Source organism: Ruegeria sp. AK11 (genome assembly GCF_056541095.1).
This window is the reverse complement of the sequence record NZ_JBQFXU010000003.1, coordinates 183029-202602: the sequence shown is the minus strand read 5'-3', so window position 1 is coordinate 202602 and position 19574 is coordinate 183029. Positions and strand designations below refer to the sequence as shown.

At 61.6% G+C, this 19574-nt stretch carries 21 protein-coding genes; 15 read left to right on the top strand and 6 right to left on the bottom strand.

What is annotated here, in order from left to right; all coding sequences use genetic code 11:
• Nucleotide 1: 1 nt before the first annotated feature.
• The 5 genes from ACR0D9_RS10550 (at nucleotide 2) to ACR0D9_RS10530 (ending at nucleotide 3299) form a co-directional block, all read left to right on the top strand.
• Complete coding sequence (locus ACR0D9_RS10550; protein ID WP_480538728.1) at nucleotides 2–787, top strand: F0F1 ATP synthase subunit A; 786 nt, start codon at nucleotides 2–4, stop codon at nucleotides 785–787.
• Between the two features lie 48 nt (nucleotides 788–835).
• Nucleotides 836–1060, top strand: a complete 225-nt coding sequence (locus ACR0D9_RS10545) for a F0F1 ATP synthase subunit C (protein ID WP_005981269.1) — start codon at nucleotides 836–838, stop codon at nucleotides 1058–1060.
• A gap of 86 nt (nucleotides 1061–1146) precedes the next feature.
• Complete coding sequence (locus tag ACR0D9_RS10540) at nucleotides 1147–1698, top strand: F0F1 ATP synthase subunit B' (RefSeq protein ID WP_209506152.1); 552 nt, start codon at nucleotides 1147–1149, stop codon at nucleotides 1696–1698.
• 5 nt (nucleotides 1699–1703) lie between these two features.
• Nucleotides 1704–2264, top strand: coding sequence for a F0F1 ATP synthase subunit B (locus ACR0D9_RS10535; RefSeq protein WP_480487178.1), 561 nt, complete (start codon nucleotides 1704–1706; stop codon nucleotides 2262–2264).
• 201 nt (nucleotides 2265–2465) lie between these two features.
• On the top strand, nucleotides 2466–3299 hold the full coding sequence (locus ACR0D9_RS10530; protein WP_480487176.1) for a hypothetical protein: 834 nt from the start codon (nucleotides 2466–2468) through the stop codon (nucleotides 3297–3299).
• Between the two features lie 23 nt (nucleotides 3300–3322).
• Here the strand turns inward: ACR0D9_RS10530 and ACR0D9_RS10525 are convergent, their stop codons facing one another.
• A complete protein-coding gene (locus tag ACR0D9_RS10525) occupies nucleotides 3323–4093 on the bottom strand; it encodes an FCD domain-containing protein (RefSeq protein WP_480487174.1) in 771 nt (256 codons plus the stop codon).
• A 150-nt stretch (nucleotides 4094–4243) separates the two neighbouring features.
• On the opposite strand from ACR0D9_RS10525, the gene ACR0D9_RS10520 reads away from it, so the two are divergent.
• From ACR0D9_RS10520 to ACR0D9_RS10500, 5 genes are all read left to right on the top strand, one after another.
• Nucleotides 4244–5437, top strand: a complete 1194-nt coding sequence (locus tag ACR0D9_RS10520) for an aminotransferase-like domain-containing protein (RefSeq protein ID WP_480487172.1) — start codon at nucleotides 4244–4246, stop codon at nucleotides 5435–5437.
• A gap of 44 nt (nucleotides 5438–5481) precedes the next feature.
• Complete coding sequence (locus tag ACR0D9_RS10515) at nucleotides 5482–5889, top strand: hypothetical protein (RefSeq protein ID WP_480483776.1); 408 nt, start codon at nucleotides 5482–5484, stop codon at nucleotides 5887–5889.
• 140 nt (nucleotides 5890–6029) lie between these two features.
• Nucleotides 6030–9485 carry a chromosome segregation SMC family protein gene (locus ACR0D9_RS10510; protein ID WP_480538725.1) on the top strand — a complete coding sequence of 1152 codons (3456 nt, stop codon included), beginning with the start codon at nucleotides 6030–6032 and terminating at the stop codon, nucleotides 9483–9485.
• Nucleotides 9486–9538: 53 nt separating this feature from the next.
• Nucleotides 9539–9889, top strand: a complete 351-nt coding sequence (locus ACR0D9_RS10505) for a hypothetical protein (protein ID WP_480538723.1) — start codon at nucleotides 9539–9541, stop codon at nucleotides 9887–9889.
• 384 nt (nucleotides 9890–10273) lie between these two features.
• Nucleotides 10274–10960: a hypothetical protein gene (locus ACR0D9_RS10500; RefSeq protein WP_480538721.1), complete on the top strand. Its 687-nt coding sequence runs from the start codon at nucleotides 10274–10276 to the stop codon at nucleotides 10958–10960.
• 75 nt (nucleotides 10961–11035) lie between these two features.
• Here the strand turns inward: ACR0D9_RS10500 and ACR0D9_RS10495 are convergent, their stop codons facing one another.
• The 3 genes from ACR0D9_RS10495 to cobD are packed head-to-tail and all read right to left on the bottom strand — an operon-like array spanning nucleotide 11036 to nucleotide 14093.
• Nucleotides 11036–12199: a lytic murein transglycosylase gene (locus ACR0D9_RS10495; protein ID WP_480538719.1), complete on the bottom strand. Its 1164-nt coding sequence runs from the start codon at nucleotides 12197–12199 to the stop codon at nucleotides 11036–11038.
• Between the two features lie 11 nt (nucleotides 12200–12210).
• Nucleotides 12211–13131, bottom strand: a complete 921-nt coding sequence (gene cbiB / locus ACR0D9_RS10490) for an adenosylcobinamide-phosphate synthase CbiB (RefSeq protein WP_480538717.1) — start codon at nucleotides 13129–13131, stop codon at nucleotides 12211–12213.
• The gene (cobD, locus tag ACR0D9_RS10485) at nucleotides 13128–14093 is read right to left on the bottom strand and encodes a threonine-phosphate decarboxylase CobD (protein ID WP_480538716.1); all 966 of its coding nucleotides are present in this window, start codon (nucleotides 14091–14093) and stop codon (nucleotides 13128–13130) included. The genes cbiB and cobD overlap by 4 nt, the downstream gene beginning before the upstream one ends.
• 185 nt (nucleotides 14094–14278) lie before the next feature.
• Between cobD and ACR0D9_RS10480 the strand changes: the two genes are divergently transcribed.
• On the top strand, nucleotides 14279–14641 hold the full coding sequence (locus ACR0D9_RS10480) for a response regulator transcription factor (RefSeq protein WP_209506176.1): 363 nt from the start codon (nucleotides 14279–14281) through the stop codon (nucleotides 14639–14641).
• Here the strand turns inward: ACR0D9_RS10480 and ACR0D9_RS10475 are convergent.
• Nucleotides 14623–15612 carry a glutathione S-transferase family protein gene (locus ACR0D9_RS10475; RefSeq protein ID WP_480538714.1) on the bottom strand — a complete coding sequence of 330 codons (990 nt, stop codon included), beginning with the start codon at nucleotides 15610–15612 and terminating at the stop codon, nucleotides 14623–14625. The genes ACR0D9_RS10480 and ACR0D9_RS10475 overlap by 19 nt on opposite strands.
• 212 nt (nucleotides 15613–15824) lie before the next feature.
• Here ACR0D9_RS10475 and ACR0D9_RS10470 point away from each other — a divergent pair, with 212 nt between their 5' ends.
• Nucleotides 15825–16178, top strand: a complete 354-nt coding sequence (locus ACR0D9_RS10470; RefSeq protein WP_480538712.1) for a hypothetical protein — start codon at nucleotides 15825–15827, stop codon at nucleotides 16176–16178.
• A gap of 151 nt (nucleotides 16179–16329) precedes the next feature.
• On the opposite strand, the gene ACR0D9_RS10465 is transcribed toward ACR0D9_RS10470, so the two are convergent.
• Nucleotides 16330–17502 carry a MalY/PatB family protein gene (locus ACR0D9_RS10465; protein WP_480538710.1) on the bottom strand — a complete coding sequence of 391 codons (1173 nt, stop codon included), beginning with the start codon at nucleotides 17500–17502 and terminating at the stop codon, nucleotides 16330–16332.
• A gap of 94 nt (nucleotides 17503–17596) precedes the next feature.
• Here ACR0D9_RS10465 and def (ACR0D9_RS10460) point away from each other — a divergent pair, with 94 nt between their 5' ends.
• The 3 genes from def (ACR0D9_RS10460) to fmt are packed head-to-tail and all read left to right on the top strand — an operon-like array spanning nucleotide 17597 to nucleotide 19568.
• Nucleotides 17597–18115: a peptide deformylase gene (gene def / locus ACR0D9_RS10460; protein WP_209506185.1), complete on the top strand. Its 519-nt coding sequence runs from the start codon at nucleotides 17597–17599 to the stop codon at nucleotides 18113–18115.
• Nucleotides 18112–18606, top strand: coding sequence for a peptide deformylase (gene def / locus ACR0D9_RS10455; RefSeq protein ID WP_209506187.1), 495 nt, complete (start codon nucleotides 18112–18114; stop codon nucleotides 18604–18606). Before def (ACR0D9_RS10460) ends, def (ACR0D9_RS10455) begins: the two co-directional genes overlap by 4 nt.
• 53 nt (nucleotides 18607–18659) lie before the next feature.
• Complete coding sequence (gene fmt / locus ACR0D9_RS10450; RefSeq protein WP_480538708.1) at nucleotides 18660–19568, top strand: methionyl-tRNA formyltransferase; 909 nt, start codon at nucleotides 18660–18662, stop codon at nucleotides 19566–19568.
• Nucleotides 19569–19574: the final 6 nt, after the last annotated feature.

Below are 19574 nucleotides of genomic sequence, written 5' to 3'. Positions count from 1 at the left end.
CGTGGCAAGCGAGACCACCGCAGCACACGGCGCCGAAGGCGCAGACCACGCAGCAGAAGCCAGCAGCCTGGTGTTTCACCCGATGGACCAGTTCATCGTCAAGCCGCTGTTCGGTGGCGAGATTGCCTGGTACACCCCCACCAACGTGACCCTGTGGCTGTTCCTGGCCATCGTGGCGATCTTTGGCCTGCTGGTTCTCAGCACATCAAAGCGCGCCATCGTCCCGACCCGGATGCAGTCGATTGCGGAACTGGCCTATGGCTTCATCTACAAGATGCTGGAAGACATCTGCGGCAAGGACGGTGTCAAGTACTTCCCCTATGTCATGACCCTGTTCATGTTCATTGTGACCGCAAACTTCCTGGGCCTGATCCCGACCTCGTTCACCACCACATCGCATTTCGCCGTGACCATCCCGCTGGCGCTGGCCGTGTTCCTGACCGTGACCATTCTGGGTTTCGTCAAGAACGGTGCCGCGTTCCTGGGCCTGTTCTGGGTCTCCAGCGCGCCGCTGGCGCTGCGCCCGATCCTGGCGATCATCGAGCTGATCTCGTACTTCGTACGCCCGGTCAGCCACTCCATTCGTCTTGCCGGTAACGTCATGGCTGGCCACGCGGTGATCAAGGTGTTTGCAGGCTTTGCCGCAATTTCCCTGATCTCGCCCGTGTCGGTTCTGGCGATCACCGCAATGTACGGTCTCGAGGTCCTGGTGGCCTTCATTCAGGCCTACGTATTCACCATTCTGACCTGTGTTTATCTGAAAGATGCGCTGCATCCTTCGCACTAAGGTCCGATAACCCAACATCGAAACTTCCAATTCGTAAGGAGATACATCATGGAAGGCGATCTCGCACACATCGGCGCAGGCCTGGCAGCAATCGGTTCCGGCGCAGCCGCAATCGGGGTGGGCAACGTTGCAGGCAACTTCCTGGCCGGCGCCCTGCGCAACCCTTCGGCGGCTGCTTCGCAGACCGCAACCCTGTTCATCGGTATCGCATTCGCAGAAGCCCTGGGGATCTTCGCATTCCTGGTCTCGCTGCTGCTGATGTTCGCCGTCTAATCTGCGGAACCTGATCCTTACGCGCAGGTGGGTCCAAGCCATAGCGGCCCACCTGTTGTAAAGACAACGTTCCGACGGAGGACATCATGGCGACTGAACCCATTAGCGAAGAAGTAGTTGGCGCGTGCGTTGACTCGCATGGCTCTGCCATCGGGATGCCGCAGCTCTGCTTCGATTGGTTCCCCAACCAGATTTTCTGGCTGGTCATTACGCTGGTCGTCATCTTTCTGGTCCTGTCTCGCGTGGCTCTGCCCCGCATCGCGGCAATCCTGGCCGAGCGCCGGGGGACCATTACAAATGACCTGGCTGCGGCCGAAGATCTGAAGGCCAAAGCGGTCGAGGCCGAAGAGGCCTATAACAAGGCGCTGGCCGATGCCCGTGCCGAAGCGCAGCGTATCGCGGCAGAAGCACGCGCAGAAATCCAGGCTGGTCTGGATGATGCGATTGCCAGGGCGGATGCGGAAATCGCTGCAAAGGCGGCTGAATCGGAAAAGGCAATTGCCGAAATCCGTGCCGGTGCGCTGGAAAGCATTCAAGTGGTCGCCAAGGATACGGCGGCTGAACTGGTCACCGCGCTGGGCGGCGAGGCGGATGCCAAAGCCATCGACAGTGCCATTGACGCGCAGATGAAAGGATAAGTGACATGCGGAACACTCTTGCCCTTATCCTGACCGTTGGTGCCGCCAGCCCCGCGCTGGCTGCAAGCGGTCCGTTCTTCTCGCTTGGCAATACTGACTTTGTCGTCCTTCTGGGCTTCATCGTTTTCATCGCGGTCCTGTTCTACTTCAAGGTGCCGGGCATGATCGGCGGTGCGCTGGACAACCGTGCCGAAGGCATCAAGGCCGAGCTGGACGAAGCCCGCGCCCTGCATGAAGAAGCACGCAGCCTGCTGGCTTCGTACGAGCGCAAGCAGCGTGAAGTGCAGGCACAGGCCGACGCGATAGTCGAGGCGGCCAAACAGGACGCGGCTCTGGCTGCGGACCAGGCGAAGGTCGATCTCGAAAAGTCGATCGAACGCCGTCTGGCTGCTGCGCAGGACCAGATTGCCTCGGCCGAAGCCTCTGCCGTTAAAGACGTGCGCGATCAGGCCGTTTCGGTTGCGATTGCCGCTGCCAGCTCGGTTCTGGCCAAGCAGATGACAGCCGCGCAGGCGAACAAGCTGATCGATGCCTCGATCGCAGATGTGGGCGCCAAGCTGCACTGACGGGGACACCGGCCGGTAAAAAACGCAGATGACCCGAGAGCATTGCGCTGTCGGGTCTTTTGTTTTGGTGACGGGGCTGATTGTATTGACCGCAACATCACCCGGATTCTGTACCCTTCAGAGGGTCTGAATGTTCCGCTTGGGGTCTAAGGGTGCGAAAAGAGCAGGGAAAGACGGGCCGTGGCAGGCGAAGACGTTTCGATGAATATTGTTGGGGTGGTCAGGAACGGCGGGGCCGCGCTGATCGAAAGCATCAACAGGATCGAAGACCTGACCACCCGCTTGCACCGCTATTCCGTGACCATCGCGACAAACGACAACGCCGATCGTACAGATCGGGTTCTGTCCGAATTCGCGCGCCGCGACCCGAATGTGGACCTTGTCCGCATGGATGGTCTGGCGTCCAGACTGCCAGACCGGGTCGAGCGGATCACGGCGGCCAGAAACGCAGTCCTCAACAGGCTGGAAGAACGCGACAGCGGTCACGACCTGACACTGGTGCTGGATCTGAACGGGCCGAATGTCTGTCTGGACGTTCAGACGGTTCTGACTGCCGCACAACGGTCCGTACCGCGCTGGGAAGGTGTCTTCGCCAATTCCCAACCGGCCTATTACGATATCTACGCCCTGCGTTGCGCGGGCTGGTGTGACGAAGACGTCTGGCAAAGAATTCAGACAACGCGCAAACCGCTGTTCGGGCGCCGAAAGTGGCGGAAAGTTCTTCTGAAATCAGCGGTTTTCGACCGGCAGTACCACATCCCGTCCGATATGCCCCTGATACCGGTCGACAGCGCCTTCGGCGGTGCAGGAATGTACAAGACCCGCGCCTTGCGTGGCCTGCGCTATTCCTGCCGGGACGAAAAGGGCGACCTCGTGTGCGAGCATGTGATGCTGCATAAACACCTCAGGGACCGGGGCGCGCGGCTGTTCATCGACCCGGCCCTGACAACCATCGCCCCGAATGACGATCTGGGCGAAGGCAGCGGCGCACCTTTCCCGTCACACCTGATCCAGCCCGAGACCGGGGCCGCCTGATCCCTGAGGGCACTTGGAAAGCGCTAGGCCTGACGGGTTTCGTGCTGCAACCTTTGCTGCGCAACAGCCTCGTTCCGCTCGGCCTTCTGCTGATCGATCATGCAGCGTTCGACAAAGCTCAGATGCGTTTCGACGGCCTGACGTGCGGCTGCCGGATCGCGGGCCTGAAGGGCTGCGTTGATAGTGCTGTGCTGGTCCAGAATGGCCTCGCGGGTCGCGCGCTGCCGGAACATTGTCCGCCGGTTATAGAACACACCCTGCACCAGCAGGTCATACATTGACCGCATCATATGCAGCATCACCACATTGTGGCTGGCTTCGATGATGGCCATATGAAACTCGGCATCCAGCTGCGCCTCTTGGTCCGCAGCGTTCCGGTCATGGGCCGCCCGCATCTTGTCATAGATCGTCTGAACAACCTTCAGGTCGCTTTCTGATCCCAGCCGCGCGGCCCGTTCCGCCGCCAGCCCCTCCATGTCGCGGCGAAAGGACAGGTAATCGAATACGGCCTCGTCATGGCTGCTGAACAACCGGATCAGCGCCGGCGAAAAGGCCGAGCCCAAAACCTCGGCCACATAGATCCCGGAGCCGGCTTTTGTTGTCAGCAACCCCTGTTCCTGAAGCTCGGACACCGCATCGCGCAGGGACGGGCGCGACACACCCATCCGTTCGGCCAACTCACGCTCGGGCGGCAGGCGCTCCCCGGGGCGCAGGATGCCGCGCAGGATCAACAGCTCGATCTGGCGAACGACCGCAAGTGACAGTTTTTCCGTCTGAACTTTCTGAAATGGCATGGTCCGTTCCGAAATTGGTCAACTCATTTGACCATGGACAGGGGGGCTGTTCAAGAATACCCGGTCACATCCGCTGAAATATTAGGTCAGAAGTATTGACTTTAATTTGAGAAAGCATAGGCTGCGCCGAAATGAGATCGGAGGAGCCTCATGTCCCATCACCCTTTGTTTGCCACCCGGGCTTCCCGGATGAAGGCGTCAGAAATCCGCGAGCTGCTGAAACTGCTCGATCAGCCCGGTATCATTTCCTTTGCAGGTGGCATTCCGGACCCCGCGCTTTTCCCGGCTGAAGCTTTCGCTCAGGCGTTTCAGCAGGCATTGGGGCCGGACATGCAGGCGCAGGCGCTGCAATATTCGGTCAGCGAAGGCTATGCCCCCCTGCGCCGGTGGCTGGTGCAGCACATGCGCGAAATCGGGGTGGAATGTGACATGGACAACGTCCTGATCACCTCGGGCTCGCAGCAGGCGCTGGATTATCTGGGCAAGCTGTTCCTGTCCCCCGGCGACACGGCTTTGGTCGGGTGGCCCACCTATCTGGGCGCGCTTGCCGCGTTCAACGCGTATGAGCCGCGCTTTGACCGGCTCAATGGCAACAAGGGGGCCGATGAATTCAGGGTTGCGGCAGGGGATGGCGCTGTGAAATTCGCCTATCTGTCGCCCGATTTTGCCAATCCGACAGGCGAAACCCTGACCCGCCCGGGTCGTGAGGCATTGCTGGACCTGACCGACGAACTGGACTGCGCGTTGATCGAAGACGGCGCCTATCAGGCACTGCGCTATGACGGCGATCCGATCCCGCCAATCCTGGCTCTGGAACAGGAGCGCAAGGGATCGATCGAAAACTGCCGGACGATCTACTGTGGCAGCTTCTCGAAAACCCTGTCACCGGGTCTGCGCATGGGGTGGGTTGTTGCGGCCAAGCCGATCATCTCGCAGATGGTTCTGCTGAAACAGGCGGCGGATCTGCATTCGGCGACCATCAACCAGATGGCCGTGCATCAGGTGGCGGAAGCGTGCTTTGACACCCATATCCCGAAAGTGCGCGACACTTACCGCGCGCGCCGTGATGCGATGCTGGGTGCGCTGCAACAGCACATGCCCGACGGGGTGGCTTGGACGCGCCCCGAAGGCGGCATGTTCGTCTGGGTGACACTCCCGTCGGGAATCAGCGGGTCTGACCTGCTGGCGCAGGCGCTGGATACGGTGAAAGTGGCCTTTGTGCCGGGGCAGGCGTTTTTCCCCGACGGCAGCGGGGCGAACACGATCCGGCTCAGCTTCTCGAACTCGGACGAGGCGACGATCCGCGAAGGTATCCGCCGGTTAGGCGAAGTTCTGCGCGCCTGACGTCCAGAAAGGTTCTGTTAACCAAATTGCTGCAACTCTGCGGCATGATCCGGTTTCTCGCTCCGCTCCTGCTGGCCGCCTGCGCCGCCGGGACCCCGCATTTCCGCGACGTTCCGGCCACCCGCGTGGCGGTGAACGGTAGTGTGTTCGACGTGCGCGTGCGCGGCGATCTGGCCGAGGCGGTGCGGATCAACGCGCAATACGCCCCGCGGCTTGGCCCTGTTCGGGATCGCGCCGCGCTGGCCATGGCGCAGGTTTCAGGCTGCCCGATCCTCGACGTGCTGGGTGACGCGGCTGTCACGGTTGGTGTACTGGGGTGTGACCGCGAGGCGGGGGAACGGCTGTTGCTGACCGCTGTCTCGACGCCCCGGTATGAATGTATCGACTATGGTATCTATGAAAATGTCGGGGGCGACAGCGGCTATCAGGTCTTCGAATGCAGCCCATACTGACATACGCGTGTTCCTGCGCATTTCGGCAAGATGTTGTGGATAACTTGCACTGATCTCCCATATCCTGCGCAACTGCGTTGACTCGGACCCCATCCCTTGCGCAGACTTTCAATTCATAGGAATCACGGGACACGCGGCCATTGCGTTTCAGCAAGCTCAAACTGACCGGCTTCAAAAGCTTTGTTGATCCGACCGATCTGATCATCGCGGACGGGTTGACCGGTGTGGTGGGTCCGAACGGCTGTGGCAAGTCCAACCTTCTGGAAGCCTTGCGCTGGGTGATGGGTGAAAACCGCCCCAAATCCATGCGCGGCGGCGCGATGGAGGATGTGATCTTTGCCGGTGCCGCCACACGGCCCGCCCGCAATTTCGCCGAAGTTGTCTTGACCATGGACAATTCCGAACGTCTGGCGCCTGCGGGGTTCAACGACACCGACCAGCTTGAAATCGTGCGCCGGATCACCCGCGATGTCGGCAGCGCCTACAAGACCAACGGCAAGGATGTGCGCGCGCGCGATGTGCAGATGCTGTTCGCGGATGCCTCGACCGGTGCCCATTCCCCGGCGCTTGTAGGGCAGAACCGCATCGCCGAGCTGATCAGCGCCAAACCCCGCGCCCGCCGCCGCATTCTGGAAGAGGCCGCCGGGATTTCGGGGCTGTACCAACGCCGGCATGAGGCCGAGCTGAAGCTGAAAGCGACCGAGTCCAACCTGACCCGCGTCGATGACGTGCTCGAGCAGTTGGGCGGGCAGCTTGCGCAACTGGCCCGTCAGGCCCGTCAGGCCGCACGCTATCGCGAAATCGGCGAACAGCTGCGTCAGGCCGAGGGGATGCTGCTCTATCGCCGCTGGAAAGAGGCCGACATGGCCCGCCAGCAGGCCGAAGACAAGCTGAGGGACCGGATTTCCGAGGCCTCCCGCGCCGAGGCCGAAGCCCGCGCCGCCGCAGCAAAAAGGGCCGGGATCGAAGAAACCCTGCCCCCCCTGCGCGAGGAAGAGGCCATCGCCGCCGCTGTCCTGCAACGCCAGCAGGTGCAGCGCGATCAACTGACCGATCAGGAAACCCGCGCGCGCCAGACCATTGAGACGCTGACCAGCCGCATCCATCAGCTCGGCAAGGATATCGAACGGGAAACCGGCCTGAACCGCGATGCGGGCCAGATGATCGAACGGCTGGAATGGGAAGCCCGCGAACTGGCCAAGGCTGCAGAAGGGCATGACGCGAAGGTGGCGGAAGCCGCAGAAATTGCCCGCGAAGCGGCTTCGATCCTTCAGGACCGCGAAGACCACCTGTCGCAGCAGACCGAAGATATGGCGCGTCTTGTCGCCCGTCACCAGTCGGCGCAGCGTCTGGTCGAAGACAGCCGCAAGACACTGGCGCGCTCTGAGGGGGAAGAGGAAAAAGCCCGGCTGGCCGTGGATGAGGCCAAAACAGCCCTGACCCGCGCCAGCGAGGCGTTTGAAACCGCGCAGGAGGGTGAGGAAGAAGCCCGCGAAGCCGCCGAGGCCGCCGAAGAGGCGCTGGCCGCCGCAGATGAGCTGCGCAATGAAACGCAGGCCCGCGAAGCCGAGGCACGCGCGCAACGGTCCGAGGCCGAAGGTGAATTGGGTGCAATCCGCGCCGAAACCACCGCGCTTGCCAAGCTGGTGGACCGCGACACGGCCGAGGGCGGGCAGGTGATGGACCTGCTGCGCGTGGAACCGGGTTTTGAGAAGGCGCTGGGTGCTGCGCTTGCCGATGACCTCCGTGCGCCGCTGGTCGAAGGTGACGGCCCGTCCGGCTGGGTTCAGGTGGCAGGGTATGACAGCGATCAGCCCTTGCCCGATGGGGTCGACCCGCTGGCGCTGCACGTGTCAGGGCCGGACAGGCTCAGCCGTCGCATCGCGCAGATCGGGCTGGTCGATGCGGATAAGGGCGCGCGGTTGCAGGCGTCGTTGAAGCCGGGCCAGCGTCTTGTGTCCCGCTCGGGCGATCTGTGGCGCTGGGACGGGTTCCGCGCCTGGGCCGAGGATGCGCCAAGTGCGGCGGCGCTGCGACTGGAGCAGCTCAACAAGCTTGAGGCGCTGAAACAGGAACTGGCCCGCACCGAGGCGCAGGCCGACGGCGCCCGCGCCGCGCATGAAACCCTGTCGCGGCAACTGGCGGACGTGACCGAGGCCGACCGCCGCGCGCGCGAAGCCCGTCGTGCCGCTGATCAGCGCATGGCCGAAACCGCACGCCAGCTCAGCCGCGCCGAGGCGGATCGCAACCTCGCGCAGGGCAAGCTGGAAACCCTGGCCCTCGCCGTGGACCGTCACAAGGAAGATGCCATGTCCGCCCGCGTGCAACTGCGCGAGGCCGAGGCGGCGCTGAACGACTTGGGTGATCTTGCCAGCGCCCGCGCCGAGGTTGAGGACATCAAACAGACGGTCGAGGCGGCGCGGATCACCATGCTGACCCACCGCTCGACCCATGATGAGCTGCGCCGTGAAGGCGATGCCCGTACCCGTCGCACGCAGGAGGTCACCAAGGATCTCAGCGGCTGGCGGCACCGTCTGGAAACGGCAGAGAAACGGATTTCGGAACTGGCCGAGCGCAAGGAAAGCTCGGAAGAGGAACTGACCGAGGCCATGGCCGTCCCCGGCGAAATCGCCGAGGCGCGGGAAGAGTTGAACGAGTTGATCGAAGCCGCCGAAGCCCGTCGGGCCGACGCCGCCGACAAGCTGGCCGAAGCAGAAACACAGTTGCGCGAAGTGGTGATGGCCGAGCGTGAGGCGGAACGCCTGGCCTCGGAAGCTCGCGAAAACCGCGCCGCAGCCGAGGCGCGCAGTGACGCGGCAAAGGAAAGCGTGCTTGCGGCAGCAGAACGAATTGCCGAAGACCAGCAACTGACCCCGAACCAGCTGCTGAACCAGCTGGACGTAAACCCCGACCAGATGCCCGCCGCGGATGCGCTGGAGGCCGAAGTGAACCGCCACAAGCGTCAGCGTGACGCCATGGGCGCAGTGAACCTGCGGGCCGAGGAAGACAGCAAGGACGTTCAGGAAGAATTCGACACGCTCAGCAGTGAAAAGGCCGATCTGGAAGAGGCGATCAAAGCCCTGCGCAGCGGCATCTCCAGCCTCAACCGCGAAGGGCGCGAGCGTCTGCTGACCGCGTTTGAACAGGTGAACTCGAACTTCGCGATGTTGTTCAAGCACCTCTTTGGCGGGGGCGAGGCCAATCTGGTCATGGTCGAAAGCGACGACCCGCTGGATGCGGGGCTGGAAATCATGTGCCAGCCGCCGGGCAAGAAGCTGTCGACCCTCAGCCTGCTGTCGGGCGGCGAACAGACGCTGACCGCGACCGCGCTGATCTTTGGCGTTTTCCTGGCCAACCCGGCCCCGATCTGTGTGTTGGACGAGGTTGACGCGCCGCTGGACGATGCCAATGTCACCCGTTTTTGTGACCTGCTGGACGAGATGTGCCGCCAGACCGACACCCGTTTCCTGATCATCACCCACCACGCGGTGACCATGGCGCGCATGGATCGTCTGTTCGGCGTCACCATGCAGGAACAGGGCGTCAGCCAGCTGGTTTCGGTCGACCTGAAAAAGGCCGAGCAGATGGTGGCCTGACCGCTCACCGCAACGTTATGATGATTGCAGGCATAACGCGCTACCTTGGCCTCATGACGCGTTTTCTGATCCCCGCCCTCATCGCCGCCACTTCAGTTGTCGCCGCTGAATGGCCCGTCAAATCCGGCGATGTCCCGCTGACAGTGGCCGAGCTTGACGCCCTCGCGGGCCAGACGCTGACCTTCTACGATGATGGTCAGGCCAAGTTTTCGGCGGGGGGCGCTTATTCCTATACCTACGCGGGCGGGGGGTCTGCATTCGGAACCTACTCCATCGCCGATGACGGTTCCGTCTGCATCGCGTATCGCAACGGGTTCAGCCGCTGCGACCTGTATGTCCACAGTGGCGAGCGGCTGATCCTGATCGATCAGAAAGGGGATAGGTACCCGGTGCGGCCCAAATAAAGAAGTCACAATTTGGGCCGGCCATGTTGGCAACGGACCAACCCGCGCAGCAATCTGAACCCGCGGCAGACGTTAACGGCTATGTTGGGAACACCAGCCAAAAATGCGCGCCCGAAGATAGGCCAGAACCAAACTGTGGGCACCTCGACACAGCGCACTGGCGCAAAGCAGGGTAAGTCGCGCCAAAACAGCAGCCGCGGTTGACGAGCCACACACCGCTTCGTTAGTGCAGCAGCGACCCCGTTTCGGCTTTGGGCAAGAGGTGCTGTTTTGGATTTTCAAGTTGCAAGTTTCTGGTTTGGCTCGCCGTTATCTTGCGTTGAAAGAGTATGCATTCAGTCCTTTCTGGATCATGGCTATGTCTTCCACCTGTACGTGCTGGATATGAACATAGATGTTCCCGACGGCGTCGTTGTTCATGATGCCCGCGAAATCTATGCGGATGAAACCACCGAAAACCTGACCGGTGGCCGACGACGGATGGCGGTCTATTCAGACATCTTCCGGATCCACATGCTGCAAAAAACCGACTATGTGTGGGTGGATCTGGATATCTACTGCATCCGGCCGCTGGATGTTCCACCGGACTATCTGTTTGGTGTCGTCTGGCGCAATAAGGCGATGAACAATTGCGTATTGCGTCTTCCCAAAAATTCTCTGGCACTGAAGCTGATCCTGAATTTCCTTGAGTCAGAAGTCCCGATCCCGTTTTGGTTGGGCAGTGATCACATTGAAAAACTGGTCAAACGCTATGAGGCGGGCGAGACACTCACGCTTTACGACCTTCCGTGGACGACAACCGGCCCAAGCGTGACCCGCTGGGCGCTGGGGGTCACTGGTGAAATCGACCGAGGCCAGCATTGGCATTTATATTGGCCGCGTCGCGGGTTTCTGGACCCGGTCGAGAACATTGAAGACTACGAACCCGATTGGGCCCGGTTTCATCACTTCCAGGGCGAAACCCGCAGTGGTATTCGCAGTAAGTTCGGCGGTATTCCTCCAAAGGGAAGTTACATCGATATTGTCTGTCACAGACATGGAATTGACCCCGAAAAATATCCGGTCACATAATCAGCGGTGACGGCGCTGATATCGTCGAATAATCTTCGGGTTTTGCGTCATACCATAGAAGTGCGGGCCGCTGGATCAGAGTTTTCCCAGCAACTCCATCGTTGGCCATGCGTCCGCAGGCAGGCCCAGACGTTTCTGCTCCGCCTGCGTCGCAGCTCGCGTCCCTGACCCCAGGATCCCGTCGATCTTGCCCACATCATATCCTTTGGCCTGAAGCTTGGTCTGCAACTGTTTCATCTGTGCGCCATTCAGGCCCTGCGCGGGATTGCCCGCGTCATAGATCTGGCCGCCCTCAAGCCGTGTTCCGAAATAAGCGGCGGTCAGAACATAGACAAAGCTCTGGTTCCATTCGAAATAGACATCGAAATTCGGGTAGGCCAGAAAGGCAGGCCCGTTGCGCCCCTGTGGCAGGATCAGCGAGGCGGGCAGGTTGGCCAAGGACCCGCTGCGCGCCTGAACGCCCATCGCCTGCCATTCAGCCACCGAACGCGGCTTACCGGGGCCGGACAGGGACCAGTCCATCTGCGCGGGCACGGTGACCTCCTGCAACCACGGCTCACCCGCGCGCCATCCCAGATGAGACAGCATTCTGGCCCCCGACATCAGCGCATCAGGGGCCGAGCTTTTCAGGCGGACATGCCCGTCACCGTCACCATCGACGCCGTTTTCCAGTATGTCACGCGGCAGCATCTGCACCATGCCGATCTCTCCGGCCCATGCGCCGGTGGTGCGGGCCGGGTCGAAATCACCGTTCTGATACAGCTCGATGGCGGCGAAGATCTGTGGCCGGAACAGTTCCGGGCGGCGGCAATCATGGGCCAGCGTCACCAAGGCGTTGCGGGTGTTGAAGTCGCCCTGAAACGATCCGTAATCGGTTTCAAATGCCCAGAAGGCCAGCAGCACCCCGCGGGAAATGCCATACTCGCGCTCGATCCGATCAAAGACCGCATCGTATTTGCGCGACATCGCTTGCCCGCGCTCAATCCGGTTTTGCGAAATCAGACGACGGGAAAACTCAACAAAGGGCTTCTGAAACACGCCCTGCGCCCGGTCGGCCTTCAGCACGGCGCTGTCCTGTTGCACCCCGTCAAAAAACCCGTTCACCGCTGATTTGTCCAAACCCAGCTGCACGGCTTCGGTCTTCAGCCCTTTGACAAAGGAGTTAAATCCACCTCCACATTGCGCCAGCGCAGGTGAGGTAAACAGGGCGGCGGCGATCAGGCCAGAGAGTATACGCATGAAAAGGTCCGTCAGAATATCAGTTCGGCCCCAACCCACACTGACACGAGCGCAAGCGCAAGCCCCCAAACCCGCCAGAGCATGTCACATGCGCGAAAAACTTCTGATGCGCCGATCTCGCGCGGGGCGTCGCCATTAACCCAGGCCAGATCGCGCACCTGCCCGTCATAGCTGCGCGGCCCTGCCAGCGCGACATTCAGGGCGCGGGCCATGGCGGCTTCGGGCCAGCCAGCATTGGGCGAAATATGGCGTTGCGCATCCCGCACCATCTCAAACCAGCGCGACCATTGGCCGGACAGTGCCACGATCATCACGCAGGTCAGGCGGGCAGGGATCAGGTTCAGCAGGTCGTCGAACCGGGCCGCGGCCCAGCCAAAATCGCAGTACGTTTCGATGCGATAGCCGATCATGCTGTCGGCGGTGTTCACCGCCTTGTACACCAGCAACCCCGGAAGCCCGGCGACCAGAAACCAGAATGCAGGGGCAATGACCCCGTCGCTCAGGTTTTCAGCCGCGCTTTCTATGGCGGAACGCGCCACCTGTGCTTCGGTCATATCCTGCGTGTCGCGCGAGACGATCATAGCCACCTGCGCCCGCCCGTCTTCCAGCGAGGTTTGCAACCCGTCACCAACCGCGCGGACATGGGCAACCAGCGACTTTTGCGCCAGCAGAATCGCGCAGCCAAGAATTTCAACCACCGGCCCCAGTAGGGACAGACCCCACCCAAGGCCCCATGCGCCGCAGATCAGAAGGGCAAGCACCGCCACCCCTTTCAGTCGCCGACCGCGCCCGTGGTTCAGGCGTTTGTCCAGCCAGCCGATCAGGTTGCCGATCACCACCGCCGGGTGTTTGACGCGGGACCAGAGCCAGTCGGGCTCTCCCAGTGCCGCGTCCAGACACAGGGCGCAGACCAGCATCAGGGCAGGGCTCACAGTGCGGCCTCCAGCCTGTCCCACCCCTTTTCTGGTGGCAGACCCAGACGCAGAAAACTTTCCGAATAGGGAAAGATCCGGCTCCAGATATTGGCGCGGGCCAGCCGGTCCTGCCACCCCGAGGCGTCATCGACCCGATAAAGACGAAACAGGCTGGTGCCACCGACAATATCCGCGCCCCTGGTCAGCATCAGCGCATCCAGCCGGGCCGCCTCATCCGCCAGTCGCGCGCGCGTGGCATCAGCCCAGTCATCGTCCGACAAGGCCTGTGTCCCAACCCGTAGGGCCGGGCCGGACACCGACCAGGGTCCGGTCAGGTCGTTCAGGCGGTTGATCAGTTCAGGCCGCCCGATGGCAAACCCAAGCCGCATCCCGGCCAGCCCCCAGAACTTGCCAAAGCTCTTCAGCACGATCACGCCGGGACGTTCCGCCAGATGGATCAACGATACCTCTGGCATGACATCGCAAAAGCTCTCGTCGATCACGGTCAGCGGGGCCGAGACATCGCGTTCCTGCCAGATACGCCCGTCCGGGTTGTTGGGATGCACGATCACGCGGGCGTCAGTCGCGCTCTCAGGCTGAACACGCCACCCCTGCGCCGAAAAGGCGGCGGCGTGTTCGTTGTAGGTGGGCGGCGTGATCTGGACACGCCCTGGCGCGGCCAGCGCCGGAATGCGAGAGATGACAGCCGATGCACCGGGTGCCGGCAGGATCGCAGCCCCCTGCGGCACGTTCCAGAACCTGCGGGCCGCATCACTCAGCCGTTCAAAGGCACCGTGATCCGGCAATTCGGCCCAATCTCCGGCGGTCAGACCCGCGACTGCGTAAGGATGCGGATTGATTCCGGTCGACAGATCAATCCAATCTGCGCGCGTTCCACCATACCTGACAATCGCCCTGTCCAGCCCCCCGCCGTGGTCGCGAACTGCGCGGGGGTCCAAGCCGTGATCAAGTGTACTCATCTGCTCTCTCTGCGGGGATTGACCGGTTTCGGGGTGCTTCAAGCGGATTTTTGCCATTTACACAAGCAAATCCGCCCGAACACGCAAGCGTGCGGCTGCTGTTAACACTTTGTTAAGGAAATAACGAGATCACGGACCACGGGGGTCGGCACCACTCACCATACCAAGTGCCGAGGTTGTTGCAAATGAAAGTTCTGATTGTTGAGAGTAACCCCGACCTTGGTCGGGTCTGGAAAAGACATCTGGAGCGGCAAGACGCCGAAGTCACGCTGGTTGACGCTCAGGAGGCCGCCATTCTGGCGCTCTATGGCACGGATTTTGATATCATCGTGCTGGATCTGGTTCTGGAAACCGGAAGCGCATTGGCTGTGGCAGATTTTGCCAGCTATCGCCGCCCCGAGGCGCGGGTGATTTTTGTCACCAACACCACCTTCTTTTCCGACGGGTCGATTTTTGCGCACAGTCCCAATGCCTGTGCCTATGTTCAAAGCGAAACGCCGCCAGAGGATCTGGCGGCGATGGTCGAACATTACGCTGCGGGGCGCTGACCGCGTCCATGCGGCTCCATGTAATCCAGCACCGGGTTCACCGGAATGATCCGGTGCGGATTGATGCTGTCATGGCTGTAGTGATAGTGGCGCACAATGTGGGCCATGTTCACGGTCTCGGCGACACCGGGCCATTGATACAGCTCACGCGTATAGGCCCATAGGTTCGGGTAATCGACCAGGCGCCGCCGGTTGCACTTGAAATGCAGGTGATAGACCGGGTCGAAGCGGATCAGGGTTGTGAACAACCGCCAATCGGCTTCGGTGATCCGATCCCCCATCAGGTAACGGTTCCGGGCCAGACGCTCCTCCAGCCAGTCCAGCGTGTCGAACAATGGGTGTACGGCAGCGTCATAGGCGTCCTGCGTGGTGGCAAAGCCCGACTTGTAGACGCCGTTGTTGACGTCTGAATAGATGCGCGTGTTGACCTCTTCGATCTCGTCCCGCATCGCCTCGGGCCAGTAATCGTCCGTATTGCCAGTGATATCGTTGAAGGCCGAATTGAACATGCGGATGATTTCCGAACTTTCGTTCGAAACAATGGTCTCTTGCACCTTGTCCCACAGGATCGGCACTGTGACGCGACCGGAATAGGACGGATCCGCCTTGGTGTAGATCTGATGTGCATAGCTCAGCCCGTAAAGACGGTCACCCGTGGCACCGTGATCATCCGCCTCAAAGGTCCAGCCGTGATCCAGCATGTCGGGATGCACGACCGAGACCGGAACCAGATCGCTCAGCCCCTTCAACGCGCGAAAGATCAGGGTGCGATGCGCCCAGGGGCAGGCGTGGCTGACATACAGGTGATACCGCCCGGCTTCGGCCCGAAACCCGCTTTTGCCCGACGGCCCCGCGCGGCCATCGGCGGTCAGCCAGTTGCGAAACTGCGCCGCGCTGCGTTTGAATGCGCCACCCGTGGATTTGGTGTCATACCAGGTGTCTTGCCATTTTCCATCGACCAGCAGGCCCATATCTCATCCTCCGCATAGGCGTTTGGCCAAAGATAGGTCCAAGCCCCGCCTGTTCCTATGCATTTGCCCGCGCACAAGACCTGCATGCGCGCACAGGCAATGCTGGGATATCTGTGCAACAAACCGCAGGCACAGCCCGTTGCGTGAACGCGTTCACTGGATTTTTACAACAGTTCCCGCACAATAGAGGTCATTAGCGGGGGAATGATTTAATGAGTACTTATGTTTCAAAGGAAATACGCGCCGAGTTGGACGCCGCCCGAATCGCCACATTGAAAAAGGCCAGTCGCCTTCGTGTCCAGATGGGCGACAATACCTATAAAATTCTCAAATTGTGGAAAGATGGTTTCACGGTTGAGGCGGAAACAACACCGCGCCTGCGCGGGTTGGTCGATATCTATGAAGGGGCCAACCTTCTGTATCAATGCCTGATCATTGCCGATCAGGATGAAGGCGGCGAGATGCGGTATGAATTCAAACGCAGCACCGCCGCCCATGACAAGGCACCGCTGGATTTCTACCGCGCCCCGGATGCGCCCATCGCGTTGCTGGGCTACGAAGACTAGGATCGGAGTTCTATCGTAGTACCGGGTTCGGTAAGGGTAACGCCCAACAGGCCGTTAGGCTGGCTATCGCTATGGATTTCGCCATTCAGGTCCGCGCCCGGCCAACAGGCGCGGTCCATCGTAGGGTCAGCCACCCCAGCCACCGCCTGGATTATTGCAGGTCGCCAAAGGCCCGTTTCAGCCGCGCGCAGGCGTCCTCGACCCGCGCTCGTTGCGTGGCCAGGTTGAACCGTTCAAACGTTTCTCCGCCAGTGCCAAAGCCCGGCCCTGACGAGGTTGCAATCCGCGCATCCTCGCGCAATCGGCGGACAAACTCGGTGTGATCCATGCCGGTGCCGGAAAAGTCGACCCAGGCCAGATAGGTCGCCTGCAAGGGCATCGACCACAGGCCCGGAATCTCGGCGATGGTCTGGTCGAACAGACGCCTGTTTCCATCCAGATGCGCGATCTGGGCATCTGCCCATTCCGCACCGGCCGGGCTGTAGGCGGCGGTGATCATCGCCACACCCAACGCACTGGGGCCATAATCCAGCGTTGTCAGCCGATGCTTCATCGCCTCGCGCAGTTTGGGGTCGGGAATGATCATGTTGCCGGTCCGCTGCCCGGCGATGTTAAAGGTCTTCGATGCCGCAGTCAGCGTCACCGTCCATGGCCGCGCATCCGGGGCTGCCACATCCATCGGCACAAATTTGGCGCCGGGATAGACCAGATCGTGGTGAATCTCGTCTGACACAAGGATCAGCCCGTTGCGCTCGGCAAATGCGGCCACGGCGCGCAGTTCCTCCGGCGTCCAGACGCGGCCCGACGGGTTCTGCGGCGAACACCACAGCAACATCTTCTCGGACCCGTCCAGCCGCGACTGGGCGTCGTCCAGGTCAAGGCCATAACTTTCCCCGTCCCGCACCAAAGGGCATTCCACGACCCGGCGGCCCGATTTGTTCACCTTGTGGGCAAACTCATGGTAAACGGGGGTAAAGATCACGATGCCATCACCGTGATCGGTCCAGACATCCAGCGACAGGGCGATTGCATTGCCCAAGCCCTGAGTGGTCAGAACCCAGTCCGTGTCAATCTCCCAGTCGTGGCGGGTTTTCATCCACCACTGGACCGAGGCCAGATACTCCGGGTGCGCCCAGGAATACCCGAACACGCCGTGATCCGCGGCCTTGCGCACCGCGTCGATCACGCAGGGGGCTGTCGGGTAATCGGAATCGGCCGTCCACATGGCCAGCCCGTCCTCGGGCGAGACACCATACAGCATCTCCATCTTGTCCCATTTGGTACTGTTGGTGCCCCGGCGGTCGATCTGGTCGTTGAAAGTCATGTCTGCTCCATTTTCTCGACCGAAAGCTAACCGCAATTCAGGCAGGTGCAAGGGGGGCGTTGCGGCGCGGGGCGGGATGGCCTAAATCAGCCTCATGAAACGTAACATCCTGATCTATCCCGACCCCCGTCTCAAGAAGGTCTGCGCCCCCGTGGCCGACCTCACGGACGACCTGCGCGCGCTGGCCGATGACATGCTGGAAACGATGTATGACGCCCCCGGTGTTGGCCTTGCCGCGCCACAGATCGGCGTGCTGGATCGCTTGATCGTGCTGGATTGCGTCAAGGAAGAAGGCGAGGCTCCGCGCCCCCTGATCATGTTCAACCCGCAGGTCATCGCGGCCTCGGAAGAAACCAATGTCTACGAGGAAGGCTGCCTGTCGATCCCCGATCAATACGCCGAGGTGACGCGCCCCAAAGTGGTCGATGTGACTTGGATGGACCGCGACGGAAACCTGCAACAGGAAACCTTTGACGGGCTTTGGGCCACCTGCGTTCAGCACGAGATCGATCATTTGGACGGCAAGCTGTTCATCGACTATCTCAAGCCGCTGAAACGGCAGATGATCACCCGCAAGATGCAAAAGCTCAAACGCGAACGGGCCCGTGCATGACCGTTCGTACCTGCCTGCCATGGCCTGACAAACGCCTGCGCACCAAGGCGGATGAGGTGCCCGAAATCACTGATGAGGTCCGCGCCATCTGGGACGACATGATCGACACGATGGAGGCGATGCCCGGCGTCGGTCTTGCCGCGCCACAGATCGGGGTGATGCTGCGGCTGGCCGTTGTTGACGGTTCTGCCGAACGGGGCCGGGCCGTGCGTCTGGCAAACCCGGAAATCCTGCACAGTTCGATCGAGCTGCGCGAACATGAAGAGGCCAGCCCGAACCTGCCCGGCGTCTCGGCCACAATCAAACGCCCGCGCGCGGTGACCGTGAAGTTCCTGAACGAACATGGCATGCTGGACCGCCGCGATTTCGTCGGGATCGACGCGACCAGCGTGCAGCATCAGATCGACCACCTGAACGGGCGGATGTATTTCGACCGGCTCAGCAAGGTCAAGCGTGACATGCTGCTGCGCAAGGCACGCAAACAAACCTGACGTCTGTAGGCCGGGCTTCAGCCCGGCACCCGTCCCAACTGCCGGAGCCAACGATGCGCATCATCTTCATGGGAACCCCTGATTTTTCGGTCCCGGTGCTGGACGCACTCGTCAGGGCCGGGCACGACATCGCCGCCGTCTACTGTCAGCCCCCGCGCCCCGCCGGACGCGGCAAGAAAGACCGCCCGACGCCGGTTCACGCCCGGGCCGAGGCGCTGGGCCTGCCCGTTCGCCACCCAACCTCTCTGAAATCCGCTGACGAACAGACCGCATTTGCCGCGCTGAACGCCGATATCGCCGTCGTCGTCGCTTATGGCCTGATCCTGCCGCAACCCATTCTGGACGCGCCGCGACACGGCTGCCTGAACATCCACGCCAGCCTGCTGCCGCGCTGGCGCGGTGCCGCCCCGATCCACCGGGCGATCATGTCCGGCGATGCCGAAACCGGGATCTGCATCATGCAGATGGAGGCCGGTCTGGACACCGGCCCGGTCCTGTTGCGACAGGCAACCGCGATTGAGGCTGAAGAAACCACCGCGCACCTGCATGACCGGCTCTCGGCCATGGGGGCCGCGCTGATCGTCGAGGCTCTGGCCAAGCTGCCGGACCTGATACCGGAACCGCAGCCCGAGGATGGCGTGACCTATGCCGCCAAGATCGACAAGTCCGAGGCCCGCATCGACTGGGCACGCCCGGCGGTCGAGGTCGACAGGCAAATCCGCGGGCTGTCACCCTTTCCCGGCGCATGGACCGAAATGAATGGCGAGCGCATCAAGCTGCTGGCATCGCGGCTGGCAGACGGGCAGGGCGCAGCGGGTGAGGTTCTGAACGACGACCTGCACGTGGCCTGCGGTCAGGGCGCGGTCGAACTGCTGCGCTTGCAACGGGCGGGCAAAGGCGCGCAGGATAGGGAAACCTTCCTGCGGGGCTGGCCCATTCCCACCGGCACCCGCCTGACCTAGGAGAAG